Source organism: Metabacillus sp. B2-18, assembly GCF_021117275.1.
Lineage (GTDB): Bacteria > Bacillota > Bacilli > Bacillales > Bacillaceae > Metabacillus.
Genome location: NZ_CP088245.1, coordinates 983,358 through 1,006,797, shown reverse-complemented (window position 1 = coordinate 1,006,797; position 23,440 = coordinate 983,358). Strand labels below are relative to the sequence as shown.

General features: G+C 37.5%; 23 protein-coding genes and 1 pseudogene. 5 read left to right on the top strand and 19 right to left on the bottom strand.

Going from position 1 to position 23,440, the window contains the following annotated elements:
* Window positions 1-9: 9 nt before the first annotated feature.
* From LPC09_RS05275 to LPC09_RS05265, 3 genes are all read left to right on the top strand, one after another.
* Window positions 10-1,143, top strand: coding sequence for a CdaR family transcriptional regulator (locus tag LPC09_RS05275; protein WP_098795803.1), 1,134 nt, complete (start codon window positions 10-12; stop codon window positions 1,141-1,143).
* 111 nt (window positions 1,144-1,254) lie between these two features.
* Window positions 1,255-2,667 (top strand): glycolate oxidase subunit GlcD, encoded by a 1,413-nt coding sequence (gene glcD, locus LPC09_RS05270; RefSeq protein WP_098795802.1) that lies wholly within the window; start codon window positions 1,255-1,257, stop codon window positions 2,665-2,667.
* Window positions 2,664-3,995 (top strand): (Fe-S)-binding protein, encoded by a 1,332-nt coding sequence (locus LPC09_RS05265; protein ID WP_098795801.1) that lies wholly within the window; start codon window positions 2,664-2,666, stop codon window positions 3,993-3,995. The genes glcD and LPC09_RS05265 overlap by 4 nt, the downstream gene beginning before the upstream one ends.
* Before the next feature lie 152 nt (window positions 3,996-4,147).
* Here the strand turns inward: LPC09_RS05265 and LPC09_RS05260 are convergent, their stop codons facing one another.
* The 4 genes from LPC09_RS05260 to LPC09_RS05245 all read right to left on the bottom strand — a co-directional run bounded on the left by LPC09_RS05260 (window position 4,148) and on the right by LPC09_RS05245 (window position 6,753).
* Complete coding sequence (locus LPC09_RS05260) at window positions 4,148-4,840, bottom strand: LrgB family protein (RefSeq protein WP_098795800.1); 693 nt, start codon at window positions 4,838-4,840, stop codon at window positions 4,148-4,150.
* Entirely contained in the window at window positions 4,837-5,211 is a 375-nt protein-coding gene (locus LPC09_RS05255; protein ID WP_212136230.1) for a CidA/LrgA family protein, read from the bottom strand. The genes LPC09_RS05260 and LPC09_RS05255 overlap by 4 nt, the downstream gene beginning before the upstream one ends.
* A 117-nt stretch (window positions 5,212-5,328) precedes the next feature.
* The gene (locus LPC09_RS05250; RefSeq protein ID WP_176550993.1) at window positions 5,329-5,571 is read right to left on the bottom strand and encodes a DUF1450 domain-containing protein; all 243 of its coding nucleotides are present in this window, start codon (window positions 5,569-5,571) and stop codon (window positions 5,329-5,331) included.
* Between the two features lie 213 nt (window positions 5,572-5,784).
* Complete coding sequence (locus LPC09_RS05245; protein ID WP_098795798.1) at window positions 5,785-6,753, bottom strand: cupin domain-containing protein; 969 nt, start codon at window positions 6,751-6,753, stop codon at window positions 5,785-5,787.
* 120 nt (window positions 6,754-6,873) lie between these two features.
* Between LPC09_RS05245 and LPC09_RS05240 the strand changes: the two genes are divergently transcribed.
* Entirely contained in the window at window positions 6,874-7,737 is an 864-nt protein-coding gene (locus LPC09_RS05240) for a LysR family transcriptional regulator (protein ID WP_098795797.1), read from the top strand.
* Window positions 7,738-7,806: 69 nt separating this feature from the next.
* Here the strand turns inward: LPC09_RS05240 and LPC09_RS27550 are convergent.
* The 4 genes and pseudogenes from LPC09_RS27550 to LPC09_RS05230 form a co-directional block, all read right to left on the bottom strand.
* Window positions 7,807-7,923, bottom strand: a pseudogene (locus tag LPC09_RS27550) (IS3 family transposase); the annotation flags it as partial.
* A gap of 169 nt (window positions 7,924-8,092) precedes the next feature.
* A complete protein-coding gene (locus LPC09_RS05235) occupies window positions 8,093-8,473 on the bottom strand; it encodes a helix-turn-helix domain-containing protein (RefSeq protein WP_098795795.1) in 381 nt (126 codons plus the stop codon).
* The gene (locus LPC09_RS27545) at window positions 8,449-8,589 is read right to left on the bottom strand and encodes a transposase (protein ID WP_098795794.1); all 141 of its coding nucleotides are present in this window, start codon (window positions 8,587-8,589) and stop codon (window positions 8,449-8,451) included. The genes LPC09_RS05235 and LPC09_RS27545 overlap by 25 nt, the downstream gene beginning before the upstream one ends.
* Before the next feature lie 534 nt (window positions 8,590-9,123).
* Window positions 9,124-9,996 (bottom strand): SDR family oxidoreductase, encoded by an 873-nt coding sequence (locus LPC09_RS05230; RefSeq protein WP_098795793.1) that lies wholly within the window; start codon window positions 9,994-9,996, stop codon window positions 9,124-9,126.
* 194 nt (window positions 9,997-10,190) lie between these two features.
* Here LPC09_RS05230 and LPC09_RS05225 point away from each other — a divergent pair, with 194 nt between their 5' ends.
* On the top strand, window positions 10,191-10,622 hold the full coding sequence (locus LPC09_RS05225; protein ID WP_231309169.1) for an Rrf2 family transcriptional regulator: 432 nt from the start codon (window positions 10,191-10,193) through the stop codon (window positions 10,620-10,622).
* 228 nt (window positions 10,623-10,850) lie between these two features.
* Here LPC09_RS05225 and LPC09_RS05220 read toward each other — a convergent pair whose 3' ends face one another.
* The 11 genes from LPC09_RS05220 to LPC09_RS05170 all read right to left on the bottom strand — a co-directional run bounded on the left by LPC09_RS05220 (window position 10,851) and on the right by LPC09_RS05170 (window position 23,358).
* Window positions 10,851-12,035 carry a levoglucosan dehydrogenase gene (locus tag LPC09_RS05220; protein WP_098795791.1) on the bottom strand — a complete coding sequence of 395 codons (1,185 nt, stop codon included), beginning with the start codon at window positions 12,033-12,035 and terminating at the stop codon, window positions 10,851-10,853.
* Between the two features lie 30 nt (window positions 12,036-12,065).
* Window positions 12,066-13,244 carry a substrate-binding domain-containing protein gene (locus LPC09_RS05215; protein WP_098795790.1) on the bottom strand — a complete coding sequence of 393 codons (1,179 nt, stop codon included), beginning with the start codon at window positions 13,242-13,244 and terminating at the stop codon, window positions 12,066-12,068.
* Between the two features lie 28 nt (window positions 13,245-13,272).
* Window positions 13,273-14,094, bottom strand: a complete 822-nt coding sequence (locus LPC09_RS05210; RefSeq protein ID WP_098795789.1) for a sugar phosphate isomerase/epimerase family protein — start codon at window positions 14,092-14,094, stop codon at window positions 13,273-13,275.
* A 108-nt stretch (window positions 14,095-14,202) separates the two neighbouring features.
* A complete protein-coding gene (locus tag LPC09_RS05205) occupies window positions 14,203-15,045 on the bottom strand; it encodes a sugar phosphate isomerase/epimerase family protein (protein ID WP_098795788.1) in 843 nt (280 codons plus the stop codon).
* 55 nt (window positions 15,046-15,100) lie between these two features.
* Window positions 15,101-16,129, bottom strand: coding sequence for a zinc-dependent alcohol dehydrogenase family protein (locus LPC09_RS05200; protein WP_098795787.1), 1,029 nt, complete (start codon window positions 16,127-16,129; stop codon window positions 15,101-15,103).
* A gap of 37 nt (window positions 16,130-16,166) precedes the next feature.
* Window positions 16,167-17,135 (bottom strand): sugar phosphate isomerase/epimerase family protein, encoded by a 969-nt coding sequence (locus tag LPC09_RS05195; RefSeq protein WP_098795786.1) that lies wholly within the window; start codon window positions 17,133-17,135, stop codon window positions 16,167-16,169.
* Entirely contained in the window at window positions 17,132-18,310 is a 1,179-nt protein-coding gene (locus tag LPC09_RS05190) for a Gfo/Idh/MocA family protein (RefSeq protein WP_098795785.1), read from the bottom strand. Before LPC09_RS05190 ends, LPC09_RS05195 begins: the two co-directional genes overlap by 4 nt.
* Window positions 18,311-18,360: 50 nt before the next feature.
* The gene (locus LPC09_RS05185) at window positions 18,361-19,341 is read right to left on the bottom strand and encodes an ABC transporter permease (protein WP_098795784.1); all 981 of its coding nucleotides are present in this window, start codon (window positions 19,339-19,341) and stop codon (window positions 18,361-18,363) included.
* Window positions 19,322-20,821, bottom strand: a complete 1,500-nt coding sequence (locus LPC09_RS05180; RefSeq protein ID WP_098795783.1) for a sugar ABC transporter ATP-binding protein — start codon at window positions 20,819-20,821, stop codon at window positions 19,322-19,324. The genes LPC09_RS05185 and LPC09_RS05180 overlap by 20 nt, the downstream gene beginning before the upstream one ends.
* A 72-nt stretch (window positions 20,822-20,893) precedes the next feature.
* A complete protein-coding gene (locus LPC09_RS05175; protein ID WP_098795782.1) occupies window positions 20,894-22,060 on the bottom strand; it encodes a substrate-binding domain-containing protein in 1,167 nt (388 codons plus the stop codon).
* Between the two features lie 284 nt (window positions 22,061-22,344).
* On the bottom strand, window positions 22,345-23,358 hold the full coding sequence (locus LPC09_RS05170; protein ID WP_098795781.1) for a LacI family DNA-binding transcriptional regulator: 1,014 nt from the start codon (window positions 23,356-23,358) through the stop codon (window positions 22,345-22,347).
* Window positions 23,359-23,440 lie beyond the last annotated feature (82 nt).

The following is a 23,440-nucleotide window of genomic DNA, read 5'->3' as shown; positions in this document are numbered from 1 at the left end:
GAGTGAACAATGTTACGACCTTCATTAGCCAAAAACATAATTTCAGAAGTAAGAAGGTTACTAGATGAAGATTTAATAGTTGTTGATATAAATGGCATTATTATTGCTAGTACTGATGAAAGCAGAATCGGTTCATTTCATGAGGGGGCCCTTGCCTCTTATCGTGAACGAAATAAAGTGATTATAACAGAAAAAGATCAAAGTATTTTAAAGGGCGTTAAGGCTGGTATCAATTTACCTGTTTTCTTTCAGCAACAAATTGTCGGTGTAATAGGAATTACAGGAAATCCGAAAAAAGTTTCACAGTATGGTGAAGTTCTAAGAAAAATGACAGAGTTACTCATTAAAGAAAGTTACTATTCAGAACAAATAGAATGGCAGTCACGCACACTTGAAGCTTTTGTTTTTGATTGGATTCAACAAAAAGAATGGTCAAAAGCTTTTAAAGATCAAGCAGAATTACTTGGGGTGGATTTAAGTATCGATAGACAAGTAATTATGGGTCATTATTTGCATGATAATGAAAACTTAATCCAGCGAAATGTCTGGCAGGATGTCATGCAGACATTTATGACGGACAGCAAGGATGTCTTTGTACGATGGGGCAATGAACGATTTATTTTATTACATGGAGTAACAGGAAAAGAAAAAAAAGAAAAAATCCTTTATTACACTCAACAACTAAAAACATTTTTCAAAGAAAAATATAACCAATCTATTTCAATCGGAATTGGTCATGTTGTCTCAGCAAGTTATGTTTATCAATCATTTGAGCAGGCTGAAAGAGCCTTAGCTGTTGCTAAGCGAACAACTGGCATTGTTTTTGATGATGATCTGCGATTAGAAATGTGCATACAAGATATTAAAGAGCAAACGCGTATTGAATTTGTTAACCGTACAATTGGAACGATCGTAGAAGACAGTGAGTTATTAGATACGCTCAAAACTTTCATCGTCAAGAATCAATCGTTTAAAAATACGGCGGATGAGCTTCATATTCATATCAACACCCTTCACTACAGATTAAAAAGAATTGAACAAATAACAAATCTAAACCCGAGAGATTTCCATGATATGACAACATTATACCTTGCTACTATATTTTTGGATAATCATCCAAAAATAAGTTTTGAAAACGTTTAAATTTAAGAGGATTAACTATATTTAATTATACTTTTTTCTTTTATGATTTAATTAAGCTATTTGAGAAAAAGTCGTAATTTCTTCACTTTACTACCGGAAGGATTGGTTTTTTTGATAACAAATGAAATAAAGTTAAAACTATGTAAAATAGTAGGTTCCGAAAACTATGATGACTCAAAAGTAGGCAGACTCGTTTATTCCTATGATGCTACTCCACAATTTCAGTCAATGCCTGACGCGGTAATTGCCCCTCGGAATACTCATGAAGTTTCTGAGATTGTTAGAATATGCAACGAAAATAGCATTCCTATTGTCCCAAGAGGATCGGGAACAAATCTTTGTGCAGGTACTTGTCCAACAGAGGGTGGAATTGTCATCCTTTTTAAACATATGAATTCAATTGTAGAAATAGATGAGGAAAACCTTACTGTAACAGTACAACCCGGGGTCATAACGTTAGATATGATTCATGCAGTTGAAGAAAAAGGCTTATTTTACCCGCCTGATCCTAGCTCTATGAAAATATCAACGATTGGCGGCAACATTAATGAAAATTCTGGAGGGCTTCGTGGTCTTAAATATGGTGTAACACGCGACTATGTGATGGCGTTAGAAATTGTATTAGCAAACGGAGAGATCATCAAAACTGGAGGTAAGCTTGCAAAAGATGTTGCTGGTTATGACTTAACCCGTCTATTTGTAGGGTCAGAAGGTACTCTTGGGATTATTACGGAAGCAACACTTAAACTAATCCCAATGCCTGAAGCTAAGATGACGATGCTTGCACTTTATCAAGATCTTGAAGCTGCAGCAAAAACAGTCTCAAAGATTATTGCAAGTAAAATCATACCAACAACACTTGAATTCCTAGATCAGCCAACACTGGAGGTAGTCGAGGCGCACGCTCAAATTGGCCTACCGACAGATGTAAAAGCTGTCCTCTTAATGGAACAAGATGGTCCAATCGAAGTTGTGAAACGTGATATGGAAAGAATGGCGACTATATGTGAACACGAAAATGCTGTATCTGTAAAAATAGCTGAATCTGAAGCAGAAGCTGACGGTCTTAGAACAGCACGTCGATCTGCACTTTCTGCTTTAGCAAGGCTGAAGCCAACAACCATTTTAGAGGATGCAACGGTTCCACGCTCTGAAATTGCAAAAATGGTAAAAGCTACAAATGAAATTGCTGAAAAGTACAACGTCAACATCTGTACCTTTGGTCATGCTGGTGACGGAAACCTCCATCCTACATGTTTAACAGATGTTCGTAATCATGAAGAAATTGAACGTGTTGAAAAAGCATTTGAGGAAATTTTCCAAAAAGCTATTGAGCTCGGAGGAACGATTACAGGTGAACACGGTGTCGGGGTGATGAAAGCACCATACTTAGAATTAAAGCTTGGTGAGACTGGCATTGCAGCAATGAGGGCAATTAAAGATTCCTTTGATCCTAATAATATTATGAATCCTGGTAAAGTATTTGCAAAAGACACAAGAAAACGAGTGGTGGTTACAAGATGACAACAGTAAAAGAACGCGAAAACATTCAACAACAATTCAAAGAGAGAATGAATGAAGACGACCTTCTAAATTGCATGCGTTGCGGCTTTTGTTTACCTACTTGCCCTACTTATATTGAATCGGGTTATCAAGAGTCACATTCACCGAGGGGACGTATTGCTGTAATGAAAGCAGTTGTAGATGGGATCATCGAACCTGATGAAGATGTAGAACGTTCACTTAACATGTGTTTAGGCTGTAGAGCTTGTGAACCGGTTTGTCCATCAGGAGTAAACTACGGCCATTTACTTGAAGAAGCGCGCGATATTATTAATCAAAACAAAAAACACTCTTTACCGGTCAGAACGATTCGCAAAGCAGTATTTGAAGGACTTTTTCCTTTTCCAAACCGTATGCGTACATTAACAGGACTAATCGGCTTCTATCAGCGCTCTGGCTTACAGCGTGTTGTCCGGACTAGCGGAATGATGAAGGTATTACCCGATAGCTTGTCATCAATGGAAAAGGTTCTACCGGAAATTCCAACTATAAAAGAGATGAAGAATCGTCCTTCTTACCTTCCAGCTCAAGCATCTGTAAAAAAGCGTGTTGCCTTTTTCTCTGGCTGCTTAATGGATACAATGTTTATGAGAACAAATGATTCTACAATGAAGCTTTTACAGTTAGTAGGTTGTGAAATTGTCATACCTACAGAACAGGCATGCTGCGGAGCCTTGCACGGACATAGCGGGGAAAAAAACACAGCAAAGGAGCTTGCAAAACGTAATATTACTGCCTTTGAAGAGTTGAATGTTGATTACATTATTACGAATGCCGGCGGCTGCGGCGCATTTTTAATAGATTATGGTCACCTTCTAAAAGACGAAACAGAGTGGGCAGAACGGGCTAAACAATTTTCAAGTAAGCTAAAAGATATTTCAAGTATTTTAGTTGACTTAGAGTTCCATAAGCGGAATTTAAGTCTACCTTCACAGGTGATTACTTATCAAGATTCATGCCATTTAAGGAATGTGATGAAAACATCATCACAACCTCGTACCCTATTAAAATCTATAAATAATATTGAATATCGTGAAATGCAGAACGCTGATCAGTGCTGTGGTTCAGCTGGAATCTATAATATTGTTGAATCTGAAATGTCGATGAAGATTCTTGACTCTAAAATGAAAGCAACTAAACAAACAGAAGCAGCGACAATCGTCACCGCAAATCCCGGATGTTTACTGCAAATGAAACTCGGTATTGAACGAGAAGGCCTTACAGGTAAAGTGCGTGCCGTCCATATTGCGGACCTGCTGCTTGAAGCCGAGCAGTCTTCTGTCAGATAAGAAAGATGTCATATTTAGTTCTGGTGTAATGAAAACATAGAATTGATAGATCATTTGCGCCAGAACTAAATAAAGAATTCTGTTAAACATCTATAGATAAAATGAAACATCTTGATTTCCTGTCTTAAGTGAGTGTTCCCCATCAAAATTATTTAGAGACTTAACAAAAATGAAAATAACACTGGAGCAAAAATAGATGTGAAAATCGCCGCTAATACCATTGCCATACCTGCAACAGCGCCTTGTAACTGTCCTTCCCTGGCAATTTCTGCTGTTCCTTGTCCATGAGCAATCGCTCCCATAGACAATCCACGTGATAATGGATCTGTAATTTTCGTTGCATCTAAAAACCATGGCCCAATCATTCCACCGATGATTCCAGTCGCAACAACAAAGGCTGCAGTCAAGGATAAATCTCCATATATCATATTCGCTACTTCAATGGCAATTGGAACAGTTGCTGACTTTACACTAAGAGATGCAATGATCGTATCCGTCAACTGAAATTGTTTGGCAATCCACACAATTGATAAAATCGTCGCGACAGTTCCAAGTACAAGCCCAGCACCAGCTGCAAGGCTATATCGTATGATCAATTTTCGATTTTTATATAATGGAACAGCTAAAGCGACTGTTGCGGGTCCTAAAAGGTATGTAATAACCTTCTTTGCCGGTTCATATTGTTCATATGGGATTCCTGTAGTAAGCAGAAGCAAAATAATCGTCGATGCACTAAAGAAAACAGGTGTTGTAAAAGGTAGTGGATATTTTCTTGCAATTATTCTTGAAAGTAGGTAGACCCCTATAGTAATAGTAATAAAAATTGGGGTTACAATCATCATCATAAACTTTTCTCCCCCTTCCTTTTAGATAAAAATTGAGTAACAAAACCTGTTACATATATTCCAACCAATGCACTTATCGTAATGGCAATCCCCAACAAAATACCGTACTCTAAAAATAAATCACCAAATTGGATTAATCCAACTGCTATTGGGATAAAAAAGAAAGCTAAATGTTTGATTAGAAAAGTTGCTGCTTTTTCTATAAGTGATAACGGGAAAATACCAGTCCCTAACAAGATAATTAGAATAAGCATCCCCATCACATTTCCTGGTAATGGAAGCTTAGTCCAACTTACTATGAAATAGCCGAGTTGATTAATTCCCCACAATATAACAAGTTGAAAAATAATGCCTCCAATATTCCGTATCAACCCGTTCTCCTCCCAATATAAATGTAATAATTTTGACTCTATAACAACATTTTCTTTAAAGGCATAATGGGTTGAAAAAGCCGTTTAAAGAAACGGAATGTTTCCAGCCTATTATGCCTAGCTAAAAGTTTCTCTACGTACACTTTGTATTATTTTAGTTACCAAGATATCCCCATCATTTGCTTCAATTGTTGTTAATTGGATCCGACAAAACGGTTTCACCCTGCATTCCAAACAACGCCTAAAGCAATCGACGACGACGACATCTACTTCGTCTTGATAATCACGCCGAAGAATATCTTTTACTTTACCAGCATCAGTTACTTCAATATTGCGTTCACAAAACTTAGCTACTTTCATTTTCATTCCTCCTCTTTAGAAAAGCGCAAGGCGCCCCTAATCGTCGACAAGCATAAGCCGAATAGGAATAAAAGGTGCTCAAATTTACCTTCAATTCCTATTTGACTAGACCTAGAGTCGATGGCGCCTGGAGCTAGACACCAAAACTAAGTTGAAAATTATATACTTTCTTACCTCTCTAAAAAAACACCCTAAAGGGTGTTTTTGGTGTCTTTATCCTTGATCATAGTGAGTAAATTGGATATCCAACGTACGAAGATATGTTTGCAGACCTGCATCTTGGATTGGGATAATGTAGGCAGGCTCCCCGGATTCATTGTGATGAGAGTGCCATAATCCCGGCGGAGTAACAAACGCCTTTCCTGTTTCCCACTCGATACGAATAGGGTCAATAATTTGTTTTGTAACAGGATCAATCTTATCTCCAACTAATGTATAAGTTCCCGGTGCAGCATAAGCAACAAAATCAAGAGCTACCGACTTATGGCTATGAGGAGCTTGATTGGATCCGACAGGCACAATACCAAACATTGCCCATAATACATGTGTAATCGTTAATGTTTGATCAAATTTTTGGTTGTTTAATAGGATAGAAATACGATTTTTCAAATGAGCATCTGGTGCATTCGCAACTTCATTCAATTTTTCCTTCGCTTGTTCAGCGGTAAATACCGTTGGCTTAAAACGTGCATCTGTAGCTTTTACCCCTAAATAATCAAGAAGTGGAGTATCTAAAATATAGTAAATCGTTGTATCTTGCATCGCTGTGTGAGTACTTACTGAACCAGATGGAAGAGTTACGAAATCTCCTTCCTTCCAGTCAATTGATTCTCCATTTACCTCTGTTGTGCCTGCACCAGAAATAATATAATATAATTCACTAGTTGCATTCGGTTGTGTTTTGATGGAATCTCCAGCATTAATTCGAATAAAGTTTGCTAGAAGTGATGGACTTGTTGCTGGGTATTTTGTTCGTAAATCACTAGATAGATCCAATTGAATGATACGTGTTTCACCTGAGTTATATATTTGAGGTCCAAACTCCTTAGCTGGGATCGGACTAATGATACTGCTTCCAACCGGATCAGCAGCTGTCGTATATTCATAAAAACGAGCATCACCAGTCCAGTTTTCATTGATCGTTCCAACAGAAAATTGTCCAGGTTGTTTATTTGTAGTCATATGTAATCCTCCTCATCACCTTTATGCTTTAATTTTATCCCGGTAGAATATATTTGTAAAATATATAATTTATATTACAATGATATAAAAAACATATAACTGTAAAGCAGGTGATAATCAATGGAGCTCCGCCAACTGCATTATTTTCTTACTGTAGCTGAAGAATTAAATTTTAGCCGCGCGGCTGAACGTCTTCGTATCACACAACCGCCCTTAAGCTTACAAATCCAAAATTTAGAAAAAGAGCTAGGGATTGACCTTTTTTATCGAAATAACCGACATGTAGAGTTAACTGATGCTGGGAAAATATTTTCAGAAGAAGTTCGCAAAATAATCGACCATATTGATCATGCTGTGGAGATTGCCCAACGTACACATCGCGGAGAAACCGGAAAACTCAGAATAGGCTTTGTTGGATCTGCAACCTATGACATCCTTCCTTATGTTCTACGAGAATTTCGAAGTTTGTATCCAGATGTCCAAGTACAGCTTCATGAAATGGCCACACCCGTCCAAATTGAGGCATTACGACAGGAGGAAATTGATGTAGGTTTTGTACGTCCTCCTGTTAATTACGATATAATACGTACTGAAATTGTATCCACTTCCCCTTGCGTGTTGGCGGTTCCTAAACAACACCCATTATTGGAGAAGAAAACCATTTCCCTTTCAGATCTTAATCACTACCCATTTGTCATGCTATCTCGGAAAACATGGGACGGACTCTATAACGACATTCTGAAATTATGTAACCCTGTCATTCACCAAGAAGCCCTCGAGTTCCAAACCGTCATTGGTTTAGTTGCAGCTGGTTTAGGAATCGCAGTGGTTCCAAAATCGGCAATAAACTTGCATACTCAAGATGTTGTATACATGGATCTCAAAGATCAATTACCTGTTGCTTCCATGGGTGTTTCTTGGCGACGAAACGATCAATCACCTTTAGTGAAAACCTTTATTAAGATGGCGAAGGAAATGGGGTGAAATATTGTATATTCCTAGTTTTGTACAATTTAAAATATTAGGTGCAATTTTACCTATTGCTCCCCGATACTAACGGTATTTTTTCATCCGAACTAAACACTTTAATCCCAAATTCATTAAGCGACGGACTGTTTTATGATTTAGGATGATTTTCTGATTACGTAATGCCAACGTAATACGACGATAGCCATATCGCCCTTAATTTTCTTCATAAATCTTTTGAATTTCTTTCTTTACTTCACTATATTTATCTGGACATCTATTTGTTTTATCCAATAATAATAATATGTGCTACGTGGAATATCAGCGATTTTTATTAATTCAATAATTTTATATTCATGCCTTAATTCATAGATCACTTGCGCTTTGTCTTTATCTGTAAGTTTTTCTTTATTAAGGCTTGTAACTTTTTTAAATATGCATTTTCCATCTTAAGCTTTTCTATTTCAGCACGTAGTGCTTCTTCTGATCCCTCTACTGGTTTATTATTAGATTTTTTCCACATAGATGTTGAACGCTCCTTTTCCTTTTGTTGAAGAGCGTCAATTCCCTGTGTTTCAAATAAAACCTTCCACCGGTACACGGCAGAAGAGGAAGAAACATTAAATACTGCGGTAGCTTCTTCGATGGACGCTCCCATCTCGTTCATGTAGTTAAGTACGTTCATTTTAAACTTAACAGAATAATTTGTATAGGATTCTTGTAAGCCAGCTACGCCATGAATTTCACTACCCACCTATGCAACATGGATTTACTAACGTTGTACTTTTTAGCTATTTTCCTTATAGATTCTACACCTTCAAGGTAGGTAGTAACAGCTGCTAGTATTATTTCTAAGGGATATTTCTTCATGAAAAAAAGCACCTCCAATTGTTAAGTGTATCAAACAATTGGGGTGCACTTCAGGTAACTGTCCCTATGTCCCTCTATAGGATGGTCGGCAAAAAAACGCCTCAAACCCTTGCATAAAAATGATTTTAGACGTTTCATTTATATCCGTTTAGTTTGGCCCCTCCTCTTTTAAAATTGGGTAGCGATAAATATGGATTAAACTAATGAAAAATCAACGTTTTCGACTTTTTATAGAAAATAAGTTAATAAAAATTAAAGTAATAAATTCTGTGCAATTAGGAGTATGTGGTCAACTACTTAACATTATCAAATAGCGCAATATTAATATAGTTATTAGAATAAAACGGTCTTATTATTAGGTTTGACTAGTTTTACCGGTTAAATTTTTTATATTTCCAGGTAAGCCCTAATTTGTTGTAGTTGTTATTCAACAAAACTCCGTATCAACTTTTTATACCTCCTTAATTAAAAAACCGACCTTTTCTCGTTCGAAGGTCGGTTTATCTACATGATTAATTTTTGGAATTATCTATTTTATTTTGATTGAGCGTTTTCATTTACAATTTGTGTAAGTGCCTCTTTGATTGGCGTAATTGGGCGACCAAGAACTTTTTCAAAATCATTGCTTTCAATTTCAAGTGAACCATTTCGAATGCTTTCTTGAATTCCTACTACAATCGGAATGACAAATTCAGGTAAACCTAAGCCTTTCATCATTTCGGCATATTCTTCGTCACCAACTTGTTGTACCGGTATTTCTTTGCCTAATACAGCACCAATAGCTTTTACTAATTCTTCTTGAGTTAAAAGAGGGCCAGAAAGTTCATAAACTGTATTTTCGTTCCCTTCACCTAAAAGAACTGCTGCCGCTGCATCTGCATAATCTTGTTGTAGTGCCCAACCAACTTTACCAGCTCCAGCAGAAGTTATCCATGGAGCTCCTGCCATAACACCTTGAATGCTACCAATTTCGTTTTCCAAATACCAATTATTACGCAAGAAAGAATACGGAATACCTGACTTCATGATGGCTGCTTCTGTCGCAACATGAGGTGGAGCCATTAAATTTTTGCTTTCTGTTGCATTTGCGATACTCGTGTATGCAATAAATTTTATCCCTGCACGTTCAGCTGCTTTCACTGCATTTGTATGTTGACGAATTCTTGTATCATTATCACCATCTGCAGAAATAATTAATAAACGATCAATCCCTTTAAAAGCATCATCTAATGTTTCTGGATGGTCAAAATCACCTTTTCGAACCTCTACTCCACGAGCTCGAAGTCCTTCTGCTTTCTCAGGATCTCGAACACTCACCGCCAGCTCACTCGCAGGTATGGATGTTAATAATGTCTCCACAACCTTAGATCCTAATTTTCCAGTAGCTCCTGTAACTAATATTTTCATTTATATTCCTCCAGTTCGGTCTCACTTGTAACAAATTTGATTACATGTATTTATTTTAGTTACATGTAATCATTTTGTCAACAGGTAAGGTTCCATATATTATTTTCTTCGTAATTTGGTATAATAAACTTGTAATCAAATTAATTACACTTAAAATTAGTAAACAGATTTGTTCGCAAGGGTGGTGACTGAACATGTCCATCAGCAGCAGATTCGCTGTCGGCATTCATATATTAGCTTTAATTGAATTAAATAAAGAAGGGATAACGTCTTCTGAATTTTTAGCATCCAGTGTGAACACAAACTCAGCAGTGATCAGAAAACTCATGGGAATGTTAAAAAACGCTGGTTTAATCGAGGTAAAACCAGGTATTGCAGGGGCTAAACTCTCAAAAGAATTATATGATATTACACTGTTTGACGTTTATAAAGCAGTGAATGTAGTACAGGAAAAAGAGCTATTTAGCATCCATGAAAACCCAAATCCAAAATGTCCTGTAGGTAGGAACATTCAGAATACAATCGAACCATTGTTCACATCAGCTCAGTTAGCTATGGAGAAGATGTTGAGGAGCGTAACACTAGAGGATGTTGTGAAGGATATTGCTACGAATGAGAATAACTAGTAAAAAGGCATTCCAAAAATGGGATGTCTTTTTTAGCAGAGAGTTTGACCTATATTGAGTAAGAATACTTGAAATATTCCCCGCACCCACCTAGTTTGGCATCCATGATATCACTCTTTTGCATATAATAAACCTCAACTAATCCTTATTTTAGTACAATATAAAGCCCAGAAATAGCATTAAAAAAACCGCCAGAAATTAATCCCTGGCGGTCTTCGATGTAAAAACTTAATTTGTTTTTACAGGTGATTTTTCAAGATTCACCCACTGACCTTTTTCAGCTGATTCAAGAATCGCATCACTAATAACAGCAATTCGATATCCATCGTCAAAGTTAGGAGAAACTGTTGTATCATCCACAATTGATTTAATAAAGTCATACGCTTCAATAATCTTTGTTTCACCGTAACCAATCCCTAATGCAGGAATTGGCCATAAGCCTTCACCGTATGGATGAGCTGGTCCAGTGTAAACTGTTCTGAACCCTTTTGCATCTCCTGGATCGTCTGAGAAGCATACTTGGAGCTCATCACGACGCTCATAGTTAAAATAGATAGAACCCTTATCACCGTGGATTTCAAATGTTAGGAAGTTATTGCGTCCCCATGCATTACGAGTTGCTTCAATGCTTCCAACTGCACCATTTTCAAATTTGACTAATGTTGTGATTTCATCATCTACGTCTACTTTACCTTTAGGAACATCTCCTGCACTTTTTACTGTACCTAATTTGTCTGCGCCGCCTGATTGAACTGGTCTTTCTGGGATCCACGTTTTTGATACGGCATTGACATCTGTGATTTCCCCAACTAAGTAGCGGGCAAAATCAATAACATGTGTACCAATGTCACCTAGTGCACCTGATCCGGCAATTTCCTTTTGGAAGCGCCATGATAATGGTGAGTTAGGATCTGCAGACCAATCTTGAAGATATGTTCCACGGAAGTTTAAAATGTTTCCAATTCTACCTTCTTCAATATATTTTTTCGCAAGTGCAACAGCTGGTGTTCTTCTGTAGTTAAAAGCGACCATATGCTTTACACCTGCTGCTTCTACTGCATCTAACATTGTTTTTGTTTCGTCAGCATCTCTAGCTAAAGGTTTTTCACAGATTACATGTTTACCAGCTTTTGCTGCAGCAATGGCAATTTCAGCATGTGAATTATTTGGTGTCACTATATCAATAATGTCGATCTCTGGATTTTCAACTACCTCTCTCCAGTTAGATGAGTAGTTATCAAAACCTAATTTCGCTGCTGCTTCTTTTGCAATTTCATCTGTCACGTCAACAAGCGTGTGACGATGCGGGACAGCAGGTGCCGGCCAAAAAAACATTGGCATTCCCGCGTAAGCAAGAGCATGTGCCTTTCCCATAAATCCTCCGCCAATCATTCCTACGTTTAATTTTTTCATATTTATTCCCTCCAATTATTTAGTCTTCTATTATTTTGCAGCTTCTTGAATCGTATTTGGAGCTTCTTTTGAATATACAAGTTTCCAGGAATCTAATACATTATCCGGTGTTACTTTTAATGCGGGAACTGCTACATATGCAGGTGCTTCTTTTCCAAGCAAACCATATCCAGCTAAGATCGCTTCTGAGATTCCTTGATCATATGGAAGTTGTGCGCCTAAGCCTTTAATCATTCCATCTGATGCAATATCAATGGCAACTGTTGTTCCTAAGTCAATTGTTGTGATTACTAGGTCATTCCTTCCAGCGGTACGTGCTGCTGCTAATGCCCCTTCAGCAGGAACATCCCAAACGACGAACATTCCATCAAGATCTGGATTTTTTGTTAACATACCTGAAGCAACCTTCTCTCCATCGTTAGGTGCCACAATTCCTCCACGCTCTACGATCTTTATGTCAGGATATTTTTCTGTTATTGTTTTCTCAAATGCTTCAACACGTTGCTTTGTAACAAAATAATCTGCATCATGATAAACAACACCGATATTTCCTTTTCCACCTAATTCTTCTGCCATGATTTCAGCTGCTTGAACTCCATTGCCATAGTTATCAGCAGATACAACACTGACATAATCTTTACCAGCTTCTAAATTATTTGGCTTATTATCCATAAAGACTACTTTGACACCCGCATCAGCCGCTTTCTTAAATGCCGATGCTGTAGACACAGGGTCAACAGGGATCCCAACGATGATATCTGGATCTTTAGCTAATACTGTTTCAATATCTGATACTTGTTTTTCTGCTTTAAATTGCGCGTCTGTTACTGCTACTATCTCAATTCCCATTTTGGAAAATGTTGCTTTCAACCCTTCAATTTGTGCTGTAGCCCAGTCATTTCCAGCATAGTGCATGACAATAGCTGCCTTATAGTTACCATCTTTAATCTTTTGAACTTCCTCTTCTGTTAGCTCAAGTGTTTTTGCGGAGACAGCCGACTCTCCATCAGGCCCTTTACTTAAGATTTCTTGATCAGGAATTTCCTGGTTAATGACGATAGGACCATATGCTTCTGTTGTGTCTTGTTCTTCTGAACCTTGATCTTGATCACTTGTTTCAGAGGTAGTAGAACTTCCTTGACTGCATCCTACAAGACCTAGCATTGTTGCTAACAAAACCATAGATAAAATAGAAAGTAACTTTTTCATATCGAGTCCCCCTTGTTTTGGACAATCTTTAATTTGATGTCAAAGATTCATATTTTGAAAGATATTTACGACTAATTTCTGCACCAACCTTTGGATCTTGGTAGCTATCAAGTTCAACTGTTATCCACCCATCATATTGAGCTTCGTCTAATACTTTAAGCATTGCATCAAAGACTTGATCTCCATCCCCTAATGGTAAAAACTCTCCGTTTTGATAATCTTTAAGATGAACATATTTAATACGATCGATGTATTTTCTCATGACCTCCACTGGATCTCCTCCACCCGCTTCAATATGAGCTGTGTCTGGGCATAAGTTAATCATGGTTAGAGGCATTAATTTTTCTAATTGTTCCGGTGACTGAACACAAGTACCTAAGTGTGGATGGTAGCTAGCAATGAGACCATATTTTTCCGCAATATGACTGACTTTATCTAATGCTTCACCTAAATCTTTGTAATCGCTCTCTAAAATACCTTTAGCTCGAACGGCTCCTCCACCAACAACTAGGTGCTCTGCTCCTAGAGTAGATGCTAGAGCAGCAACTTCTTCAATTTTCACTAATTCATCTTCTAAAATGTCCGGAAAGATAAAGTTCCCACCAGTATAAACTCCGATAAAGTCTAACGAATTTTTTTCAACGAGTCTCTTAAACTCTTCTTCTTTTCCTTTATATTGCATTAGATTTCCATCAAAAAGCTCAAAGCCCTGATAGCCTGCTGCAGCAATATCTTCCAACGCTTCCTCCGTTGAGCCATTTGCAAGATAGTATGCATCTTTTACTGACGTTACACCTGCAGGATGGCCAACTACGCCTCCCCAAGTGTTCGTTTGATAACCTAACTTCATTATGTTCCTCCTAATTCAAATGATGATATTGAACAATACTCCCGGCCAAGAAATGAAACTGTAGACTTACGGTGGATTCTAACCATTATAGAATCCACACCTTAGTTCTTAGTAGATTTCAGATATCTTTTGTTTTAAGAATTCAATTGATGTTTTTGCGTACCAATCTGGTTCTGATTGTCTAGAATGGAAACCAACTTCCATTGAAAGATATCCATCATAATTAATGTCCTTTAAAGCTTTTAACACCGCATCGAAGTCACATCTTCCTTCTCCTGGAGGAAGGCGATCATTATCCGAAATATGAACATGGTGTAATTTTTCCTTCATGCGATAAACATAATCACTAGGTACTTCATTTCGATAAAGTGCATGGAATGTATCAAACATTACTTTCACATTATCCATTTCTGATTCCTCGGCTAAAAGAAGTGCATCATCAGCAGTTTCTATTAAATTACTATCAGCAGGAGTAGGTTCAACAACTAACGTGATGCCAAAATCTTTTGCATAATTTGCAACTTCTCTTAAACCTTCTAAGCTATAATTCCAAGCATCCTGCTGTGATGTTCCAAATGGTACCCATCCAGCAATCCACATAACAGTTGGACATTCCCAATCATGTGCTAATCTAACAACATCTTTATAATGCTGAATCGTAAATTCTCTTTCCTCTTTAATTGGTGAGCTTGGATTCATACCAGGACCACCACCTGGAGCTGGTAGCATAGCTGAAACTTTTAAGTTCTTTTCTTTTAATAGATTAAATATTTCTTGTCTTCTCTCTGGTGATAAATAATCTGGCCAAGCATGAGGACTTGCGCAGCCAATTTCAATTGCATCGTATCCAAATGATGATAAACGGTTAATTACTTCCTCTAGAGGATAAGAAGGTACCCAAGCTGGAAAACTGCTATAAACCCATGTATTGAAAGAAATGCCCTTTAACATACAACATCAACTCCTATTTTTTGAGAATCGTAGTAAGTAACTATCTTCTCTGTTATCACCAAACAAACACAGCTTTTTCTGTTTTTCTTTCATCGAACATACGGAATGCATCTGCTGCTTCTTCAAGTTTGAACGTATGTGTAACTAGTTTTTCAACAGGTAGATTTTTTCTCACAATAAATTCTGTAATTTCATCAAATTCTTGAATCGGGAAATACCAGGAGCCCATAACAGTAATTTGTTTACGAATTAATTGCTGACTTGGTTTAATGGTTGTTTCTTTGCTTTCACCGATGAACGCAACTCTTCCATGAGCTTTCACACAATCTAGCGCATCATTTTCAGCATAAGGACTTCCAGAGCAATCGATTGCTGCATCAGCACCTGCTCCATTTGTAATGCGATTAATCTCTTCTTGTACGTTAAATTCTTTTCCATTAATTGTGTAATCAGCAGCTAGATCTTTTGCTAATTCTAGGCGTTCATCAAGCATATCAACGGCAATAACAGTTGCGCCTAAGCCTTTTGCAATCATAACGCCAGCCCCACCCATAGGACCCATTCCAAAAATAACGAGCGTATCTTTTCCAGATATGTTCATTCTTCTTTGAGCATGGTAGAGAGTACCAACTGCATCCGTCGATACAGCAGCTGTAACAAAACTCATACTATCAGGTAATCTCATGCAATTTTCAGCTGGAACTACCATATAATCTGCGTCACCACCATGAGAGTCAAAGCCAATACATTTAAATTCCTTACAGAACATTTTGTAGCCACTCTTACAATGTGCACATTCACCACAGCCTAGTGCTAAATAAACAGCTACGCGATCTCCATCTTGGAATTTTGTCACTCCTGGACCTACACCTGTAATCACACCTGCCGGCTCGTGACCTGGAACCGTACAACCTGTTTTTGTCCCTTCAAATACAGACGTACCATGGTATAAGCTCATATCACTACGGCATATAGCGGATGCTTTTAACTGAATTAACACTTCTCCCTGACCAGGAGTTGGAATGTCTACCTCACGAATTTCTACTTTTTTATCTCCTGGGAAAAAAACAGCCTTCATTGACATTGTTGTTTCGCCTCCATTGTTGAATTGTTTGCTTTTATTAAGCCCACCACATTTCAGTTAGCTCTTCTTTAAACATGGCTCCTTTTAATAGAGAGATTGCTTTTTTTAGTCCTTCATCAGTCGAAGCCAGCATATCTTCATGTTCAATTGAGATCACATAATCATAACCAACTGCTCGCAATGAACTAATCATGTCTTTCCATAATTTCTCTTCATGTCCATATCCAACTGATCGAAATGTCCATGATCGGTCTAAAATCTCACTGTAGTGCTTCGTATCTAAAACACCGTTTACTTTTATGTTTTCTTTATCCAAATAGGTGTCCTTTGCATGGAAATGGAAGATCGCATTTTCACGTCCAAGCTTTTTAATCGCTGCAATTGGATCGATTCCTTGCCAAACTAAATGACTTGGATCAAAATTTGCTCCGATGTTATCTCCTGCATGTTCTCGTAACTTTAGCAATGTTTCAGGGTTATAAACGACAAATCCAGGATGCATTTCAAACGCAACTTGAATACCACGTGATCTGGCAAACTTCGCTTCTTCCTTCCAGTAAGGAATCACTACTTCATTCCACTGCCAATTTAAAACTTCTGTAAATTCTGGCGGCCACGAGCATGTTACCCAGTTTGGATTTTTTGCTTCATTATGATCTCCAGGACATCCGGAGAATCCATTTACAACAGGTATTTCTAATTTTTCAGCTAGAAGAACTGTTTTTCTCCACACCTCATGAGAATCATCTGCTAACTTTTTATTAGGGTGCAAAGGATTCCCATGGAAACTAAGCCCACTAATGGATAATCCTCTGCTTTCAATCGCTCTCATGAACGCCTTTGCTTTTTCAGGTGATTGAAGTAATTCATCTGGATCACAGTGATGGTTACCAGGATAATTTCCTGTCCCAAGTTCAACCGTTTCTAATCCCATTTCCTTCACTTTATCTAGCATCGTTTCAAATGGGAGGTTTTGATAAAGTGGTGTAAAAACACCTAGTTTCATGAATAGACCTCCTTTTCTTGCTTGACCTTCACCCATTTCTGCTGTTGGTGACTTTCTAAGATAGCATCAGTAATACACATTGATAAGTGACCATCTTCAAACGTGGCAAAGTTAGGTTTATCTGTTTTAAGACTTTTTTCTTCTCTAACAAACGTATAGAAATTTAGCATCATATTTTTTAATGCATCTGGCCAGCCTTCATTATGTCCACCCGGATGATGAATGGCCGATTTTGCTTCTGCCGAGAATAAGCTCGGATCTGCTAATAGAATTTCGTTTGGTTTATCGCGGTGGCCAATCCACAATTTCTCCGGTTCCTCTTGATTCCAAAATACTGAACTCTTACTAGCATCTATTTCAAAACTCAGTCTATTTTTTCTTCCTGCACTTACTTGTGAAACGGTGAAAACACCTCTTGAGCCATCCTCAAAACGAACCAGTACTGATGCATAATCCTCTGTATTGATGGCAACATCCTCATACTCCTGCTCCTCATGATTGACCGCGCTGAACGTATTACTGCCAGATATTGCTTTCTTTCTTACAGGGATAACCGTGGCAAGATCAGCGAAAACTTCTACGATTTTTTTCCCTGTTACATATTGAACCGTATCACACCAATGTGAGCCAATATCTGCAATAGCACGGGATTTCCCCCCTACCTCTGGGGCTAATCTCCAGTTAAAATCCGTTTCATATAACAACCAATCTTGTAGATAGCTCCCATGCACCAAGTTGACTTTTCCTAGATCTCCTCTTGAAATCATCGCATGTAAATTTTGGACACTTGCATGCTGTCTATAATTGAAATTCACACCATGAACAACATCTTTTGTTTTAGCTAGAGTCAACAATTCTGCTGACTCTTCACTGTTCATTGCTAACGGCTTTTCAGATATCACATGTTTACCGGCTAAAATGATGTCCTTATTTATCGCAAAGTGAACATGATTTGGCGTACAGTTATGCACAACCTCGATCTCATCATTTTTAAGCATTTCGCGGTAATCTCCATAAGCAAGTGGAATACCAAGTTCAGCAGCTTTTGTTTCCGCTTGCTCCTGGCTTGTTTCTGCTAAAGCAACCACTTCTACAAATCCAAGTCTTCTAATTGCTTCGATATGAGTTGGCCCAATAAAACCTGTACCAATAATCCCGACCTTTATTTTATCCATGTTTCATCCTCCTGCTCTGTCATTTCTTCTTGATGATTCCTTTTCTCTATTTATCTCTTAATTGCTTTTTTACCGAAAGCTACAGCTAAAATGATGATGATTCCTTTTATAATCATTTGCTGACTAACATCCAGCCCCATAATGATAAGTCCATTATTAATTGTCCCAATCATTAAAGATCCTACGAGTGTTCCAATAATTGTCCCGACTCCACCAAAAAGACTTGTTCCACCTAAAATGACAGCAGCAATAACAGAAAGCTCATCTCCTTCACCGAATGAAAATCTTCCTGCGTTCATACGGCCTGCATAAAGTAATCCCGCTAAACCAGCCATTGCACCTGTTCCTAAGAAAACGAGCAACTTAATTTTCATCGTCTTTACACCTGAGAAACGTGCAGCGCTTTCATTACCACCAGTTGCTAATACTTGTCTTCCAAAAGACGTCTTACGTAGTAAAACATGAGCAATGATTGTAAAGACAACCGTCCATAAAAGTAATACCGGAATTGGCCCAATATCACCAGAACCAAAGATAAAGTTGAAATTTGAGTTAACAATTGGAACTGGAGCTGTATCTGTTACCCACATCGCAACACCTTTTATCGCTCCCATTGTCCCTAGTGTTACTAGGAAGGATGGAATTGCTACTTTTGTAACGAGTAAACCGTTAATTAGGCCAACAACAATACCTGTACCAACACCACCGATTAATCCGCCAATGATACCGTAGCCTGCCTGTAGTGCTAATGCTCCAACTAATGAAGATAAAGCGGCTATCGAACCAACAGAAAGATCAATTTCACCTGTACTGATAACAAATGTCATTGCAAGTGCCATTAAAGAAATGGTTGCTGTTTGTCTCACAATGTTTAATAGATTGCTTGAAGATAAAAACCCTTCATCATATAAATTGATAGAAAAGTAGATTAACACTCCTACGAAGGCAAAATAGACGATATAGTTACGCCATTCAAATTTCTTAAACATAGGTAATGCTGGTTTTTCCACTTTAGAAACCTTGGATTGCATATTGTAGATCCTCCTCTGATTTAATCTCAGTTCGTTGTAGTTCCTTTTTTATCTTGCCTTGATGCATCACAAGAACACGATCACTCATAGCAAGAAGTTCAGGGATTTCTGATGAAATGACAAGTATGGCCTTGCCGCTAATAGCTAATTCTCTAATAATGTCGATAATTTCTGTTTTTGCTCCAATGTCTACACCAATTGTTGGTTCATCAAGCAATAAAACGGTTGGGTTATTTGCTAACCATTTTGCAAGAACAATTTTTTGCTGATTTCCACCTGACAATAGGCCTGATTTTTTAAAGATATCATCAGTTTTAACATTTAACTTTTTGACAAGTTGATTGCTTATTTCATTTGCTTTTTTGTTATCAATAAACAATCCTTTATTCACTTTAGATAAGATTGGTAGAATCATATTGTCTTTCACACTATGTTCTAGAACCAATCCTTGCACACGTCGATCCTCGGGAATTAATGCAATCCCTGAGTCTATTGCATCCTTAGCCGAATTAATTGAACGTTTTTGACCATCAACGTAAATTTCACCACTTTCTATTGAGTCAATTCCAAATAAGCAACGAACTAATTCCGTTCGGCCACTCCCCATCAATCCAGCAATTCCTACTATTTCTCCAGGTTGTATTTTAAGATTAATATTTTGAACCTTATCTCCAGCGCTTACATTTTTTACCTCAAAAATCGGCGGTGCTTCTTTCGAGTATTCCCTCTCTTGATATTCAAAGGCTTGGTCAAATTCTTGTCCTACAATATGCTGAATAACTGTATCAAGATCAGTTTCACTACAATCCTCGGTTGTAATATATTGACCATCACGCAAGATCGTGATGCGATCACAAATTTCGAAAATCTCATCCATTCTGTGAGATATATAAATAATCGCATAACCCTTTGCTTTTAATTGATTGATAAACTTGAATAATACTTCCGTTTCCGTTTGAGTTAACGAAGAGGTTGGCTCATCCATTATCAATATTTTCGCTTCCTGAGATAGTGCTTTTGCAATCTCAGTCATTTGCCAATAGCCAACTCCTAGATTTTGAACAACATCAGATGGGCTGATATCAACCCCAAGTTCCTTTAATAGAACCTCTGTTTTCTTTTCACATTCTTTATCATTTAAAAGCCCAAGTGATGTCTTATCTTCTCTCGTTAAAAAGATATTTTGGGCAACTGTAAGGGTTGGTACTAAGCTAAACTCTTGGAAGATCATTGAGATCTTATTTGCCTTTGCGTCATCAAAGCTTTTAATGCTTACAGGTTTTCCTTCAATTAAAATGTCTCCACTGTCTGCAGTATAAACGCCTGTAAGAATTTTCATTAATGTAGATTTTCCTGCACCATTTCCACCCATTAAGGCATGTACTTCTCCTTTTTTCACTGAAAAGTTAACCTGGTCTAGAACCGTAATACCATTAAACGCTTTATTTATATTCTTCATTTCAAGAATAGGTTGATCCATTGTTTGTTCACCTTCCTTTGGTTATAGAGGCTTTAAGAAATTGATAGCCTCTATACACTTGTTACTAGTCTCTTATTTCAATGCATCTTTAACAGTTGAAGGAGCTTCAACCCCATAAATTAATTTCCAAGAATCAAGAACATTTTCTTTTGTTACTTCAATGGCAGGAGAAGCAACATAAGGAGGAGCTTCTTTACCTAATATCGCATATCCTGAAAGAATGCCCTGTGCTACACCTTGATCATAAGGTAATTGAGCACCTAGTCCTTGAACGATTCCATCAGATGCGATTGAAATCGCTACATTTGTACCTAAATCAACTGTTGTCACAACTAAGTCATCTCTTCCGGCTGTACGAGCTGCTGCCATTACACCTTCTGCGGGTACATCCCAAGGAGCGAAAATACCATCAATGTCTGGGTTTCTTGTCAGCATTGCTGAAGCAACTTCTTCTCCTTTATTCGGGTCTGTAATTCCACCTTGTGCTACGATTTCAATGTCAGGATATTTCTCTTTGATTGTTGCTTCAAAAGCATCTGAGCGGTTTTTGGTTACGAAGAAGTTAACATCGTGATAAACGATACCTACTTTCCCTTTGCCACCAATTTTTTCTGCCATAATGTCCGCTGCTAGAGCACCGTTTCCATAGTTGTCACCGGAAACAATACTGATATAATCCTTACCTGCTTCAAGACCTTCTGCTGCTCCATCCATGAATACTAGCTTAACGCCTTGTTCTACTGCTTTTTTATAAGCTGGTGCAGTTGATACTGCGTCAACCGGAACCGAAATCATAATATCTGGTTTTTTTGCTAAAACCGTTTCAATGTCGTTTACCTGTTTCTCAGCCTTAAATTGTGCATCTGTAACAGCTACAACTTCAATTCCCATTTTTTCAAATGTATCTTGCATCGCTCCAACTGCCGCATTCATATAATCTGTACCTGAATAGTGCATAACAATGGCTGCTTTATAATTTCCATCCTTAATTTTTTGAAGCTCTTCTTCAGTTAACTGTAAAGACTTTGCAGAAACTGCTTGTTCTCCATTTGGTCCTTTATCTAGAACTTCTATATCTGGAATCTCAGGGTTTATTGTTAGTGGCCCTGATTCAGAGAGGTAATTTTCATTTTTTTCTGTGCTTCCTTCTGTTGTCTGTGCTTCTTCCTTATTTCCACATCCGATTATTACGCTAAAAACGAGTAGCATTAATACGGAAATTAATAGATTCTTTTTCATTTCATAACCCCCATGTTTTTCATGTAGTTTAATCTTTTGTATGGTTTAACTAACGTTTACAACCACCTCCTTTAAAGTTCAATTGGCAGGAATTTGTAATCGTTTACAAATCAACTGCAATACAAAGCTATAAATTATCGCTTTCTTAACTTTTAGAGAAAATGAATGAAAATCTAATTTCTTTATTTTGTAATCCATTACATTTTCTTTATTAAAATAAACTTTTCACCCCTGTTTACTAGGTTTAAAAGTTATGAGTGAACTGATAGTTGTAACCGATTACATTAATCTTGTAATGATTTATTGATTTTTGAGCACGATTCTCTTATGACAAGACTGTCATCTAAAATATATTGATTTTTCTCGATTCTCTTTTTATCCATTAGCATAATTAATAGTTCCATCGCTTTAGACCCTATTTCAAAAGCTGGTTGTGAGATTGTGGTCAAAGCAGGCTCGAAAATAGAAGAAAAATGAATATCATCGAATCCAATAACCGAGATGTCTTCAGGTACTCTAAGGTTCATTGTTCTTATGGCTCTAATGGCACCCAAAGCCATTTCATCATTCGCTGCAAATACTCCGGTTGGGATTCTATTGAGCGCTAAAAACTTCTTCATTAAATTAAATCCGCTTTCATAATTAAATTGGCCTTCTTGTACTAGTACTGGATCTATTGATAAGCTATACCTTGCCATCGCCTGGTAAAAACCCTTTAATCGATCCTGTCCTAATACACTATCAAGTGGCCCAGAAATAGTTCCTATTCTTCGGTGTCCTAACTGAATTAAATATTCTGTTGCTTTTCTAGCACTGCTAACATTGTCGATTGAAATGGTTGGAATAGAAGAGCCTTCAATATATTCACAGGCAAGTACTACAGGAAATTCATTTGCCATTTCTTCGACAAGCTCTGCTTTCATCTTTGCTGTTAATAAGATCATTCCGTCTGCTTTTTTTTGACGGAGCATATCTAAATACCGACTTTCCTGTTCACTATCATTCCCAGCATCACCAAGTAAAACTTGATATCCATTAGCTGATGCAAGATTTTCTATTCCTCGTAGAACCTTCGAAAAGAAAGGATTAGATATATCCGGAATCACAACAATCACTGTTTTAGTTTCTGAAGTCCTTAGCTGACGTGCTAAAACATTTGGATGATAGTTTAATTCTTTAATGGCTCTTAATACTTTGTTAATTGTTTCCTCTCTTACAGTATCAGGCTTACTTATGACTCTAGAGACTGTAGCAGTGGAAACATTTGCCTTCTTTGCAACATCTACGATTCTAACCATCTAAGACTCTCTTTTCTATGAACTTATTAATGTAAAATTGTAATCGCAATCATTTTCGTTTAGATAAAATGTATTGCTTGTT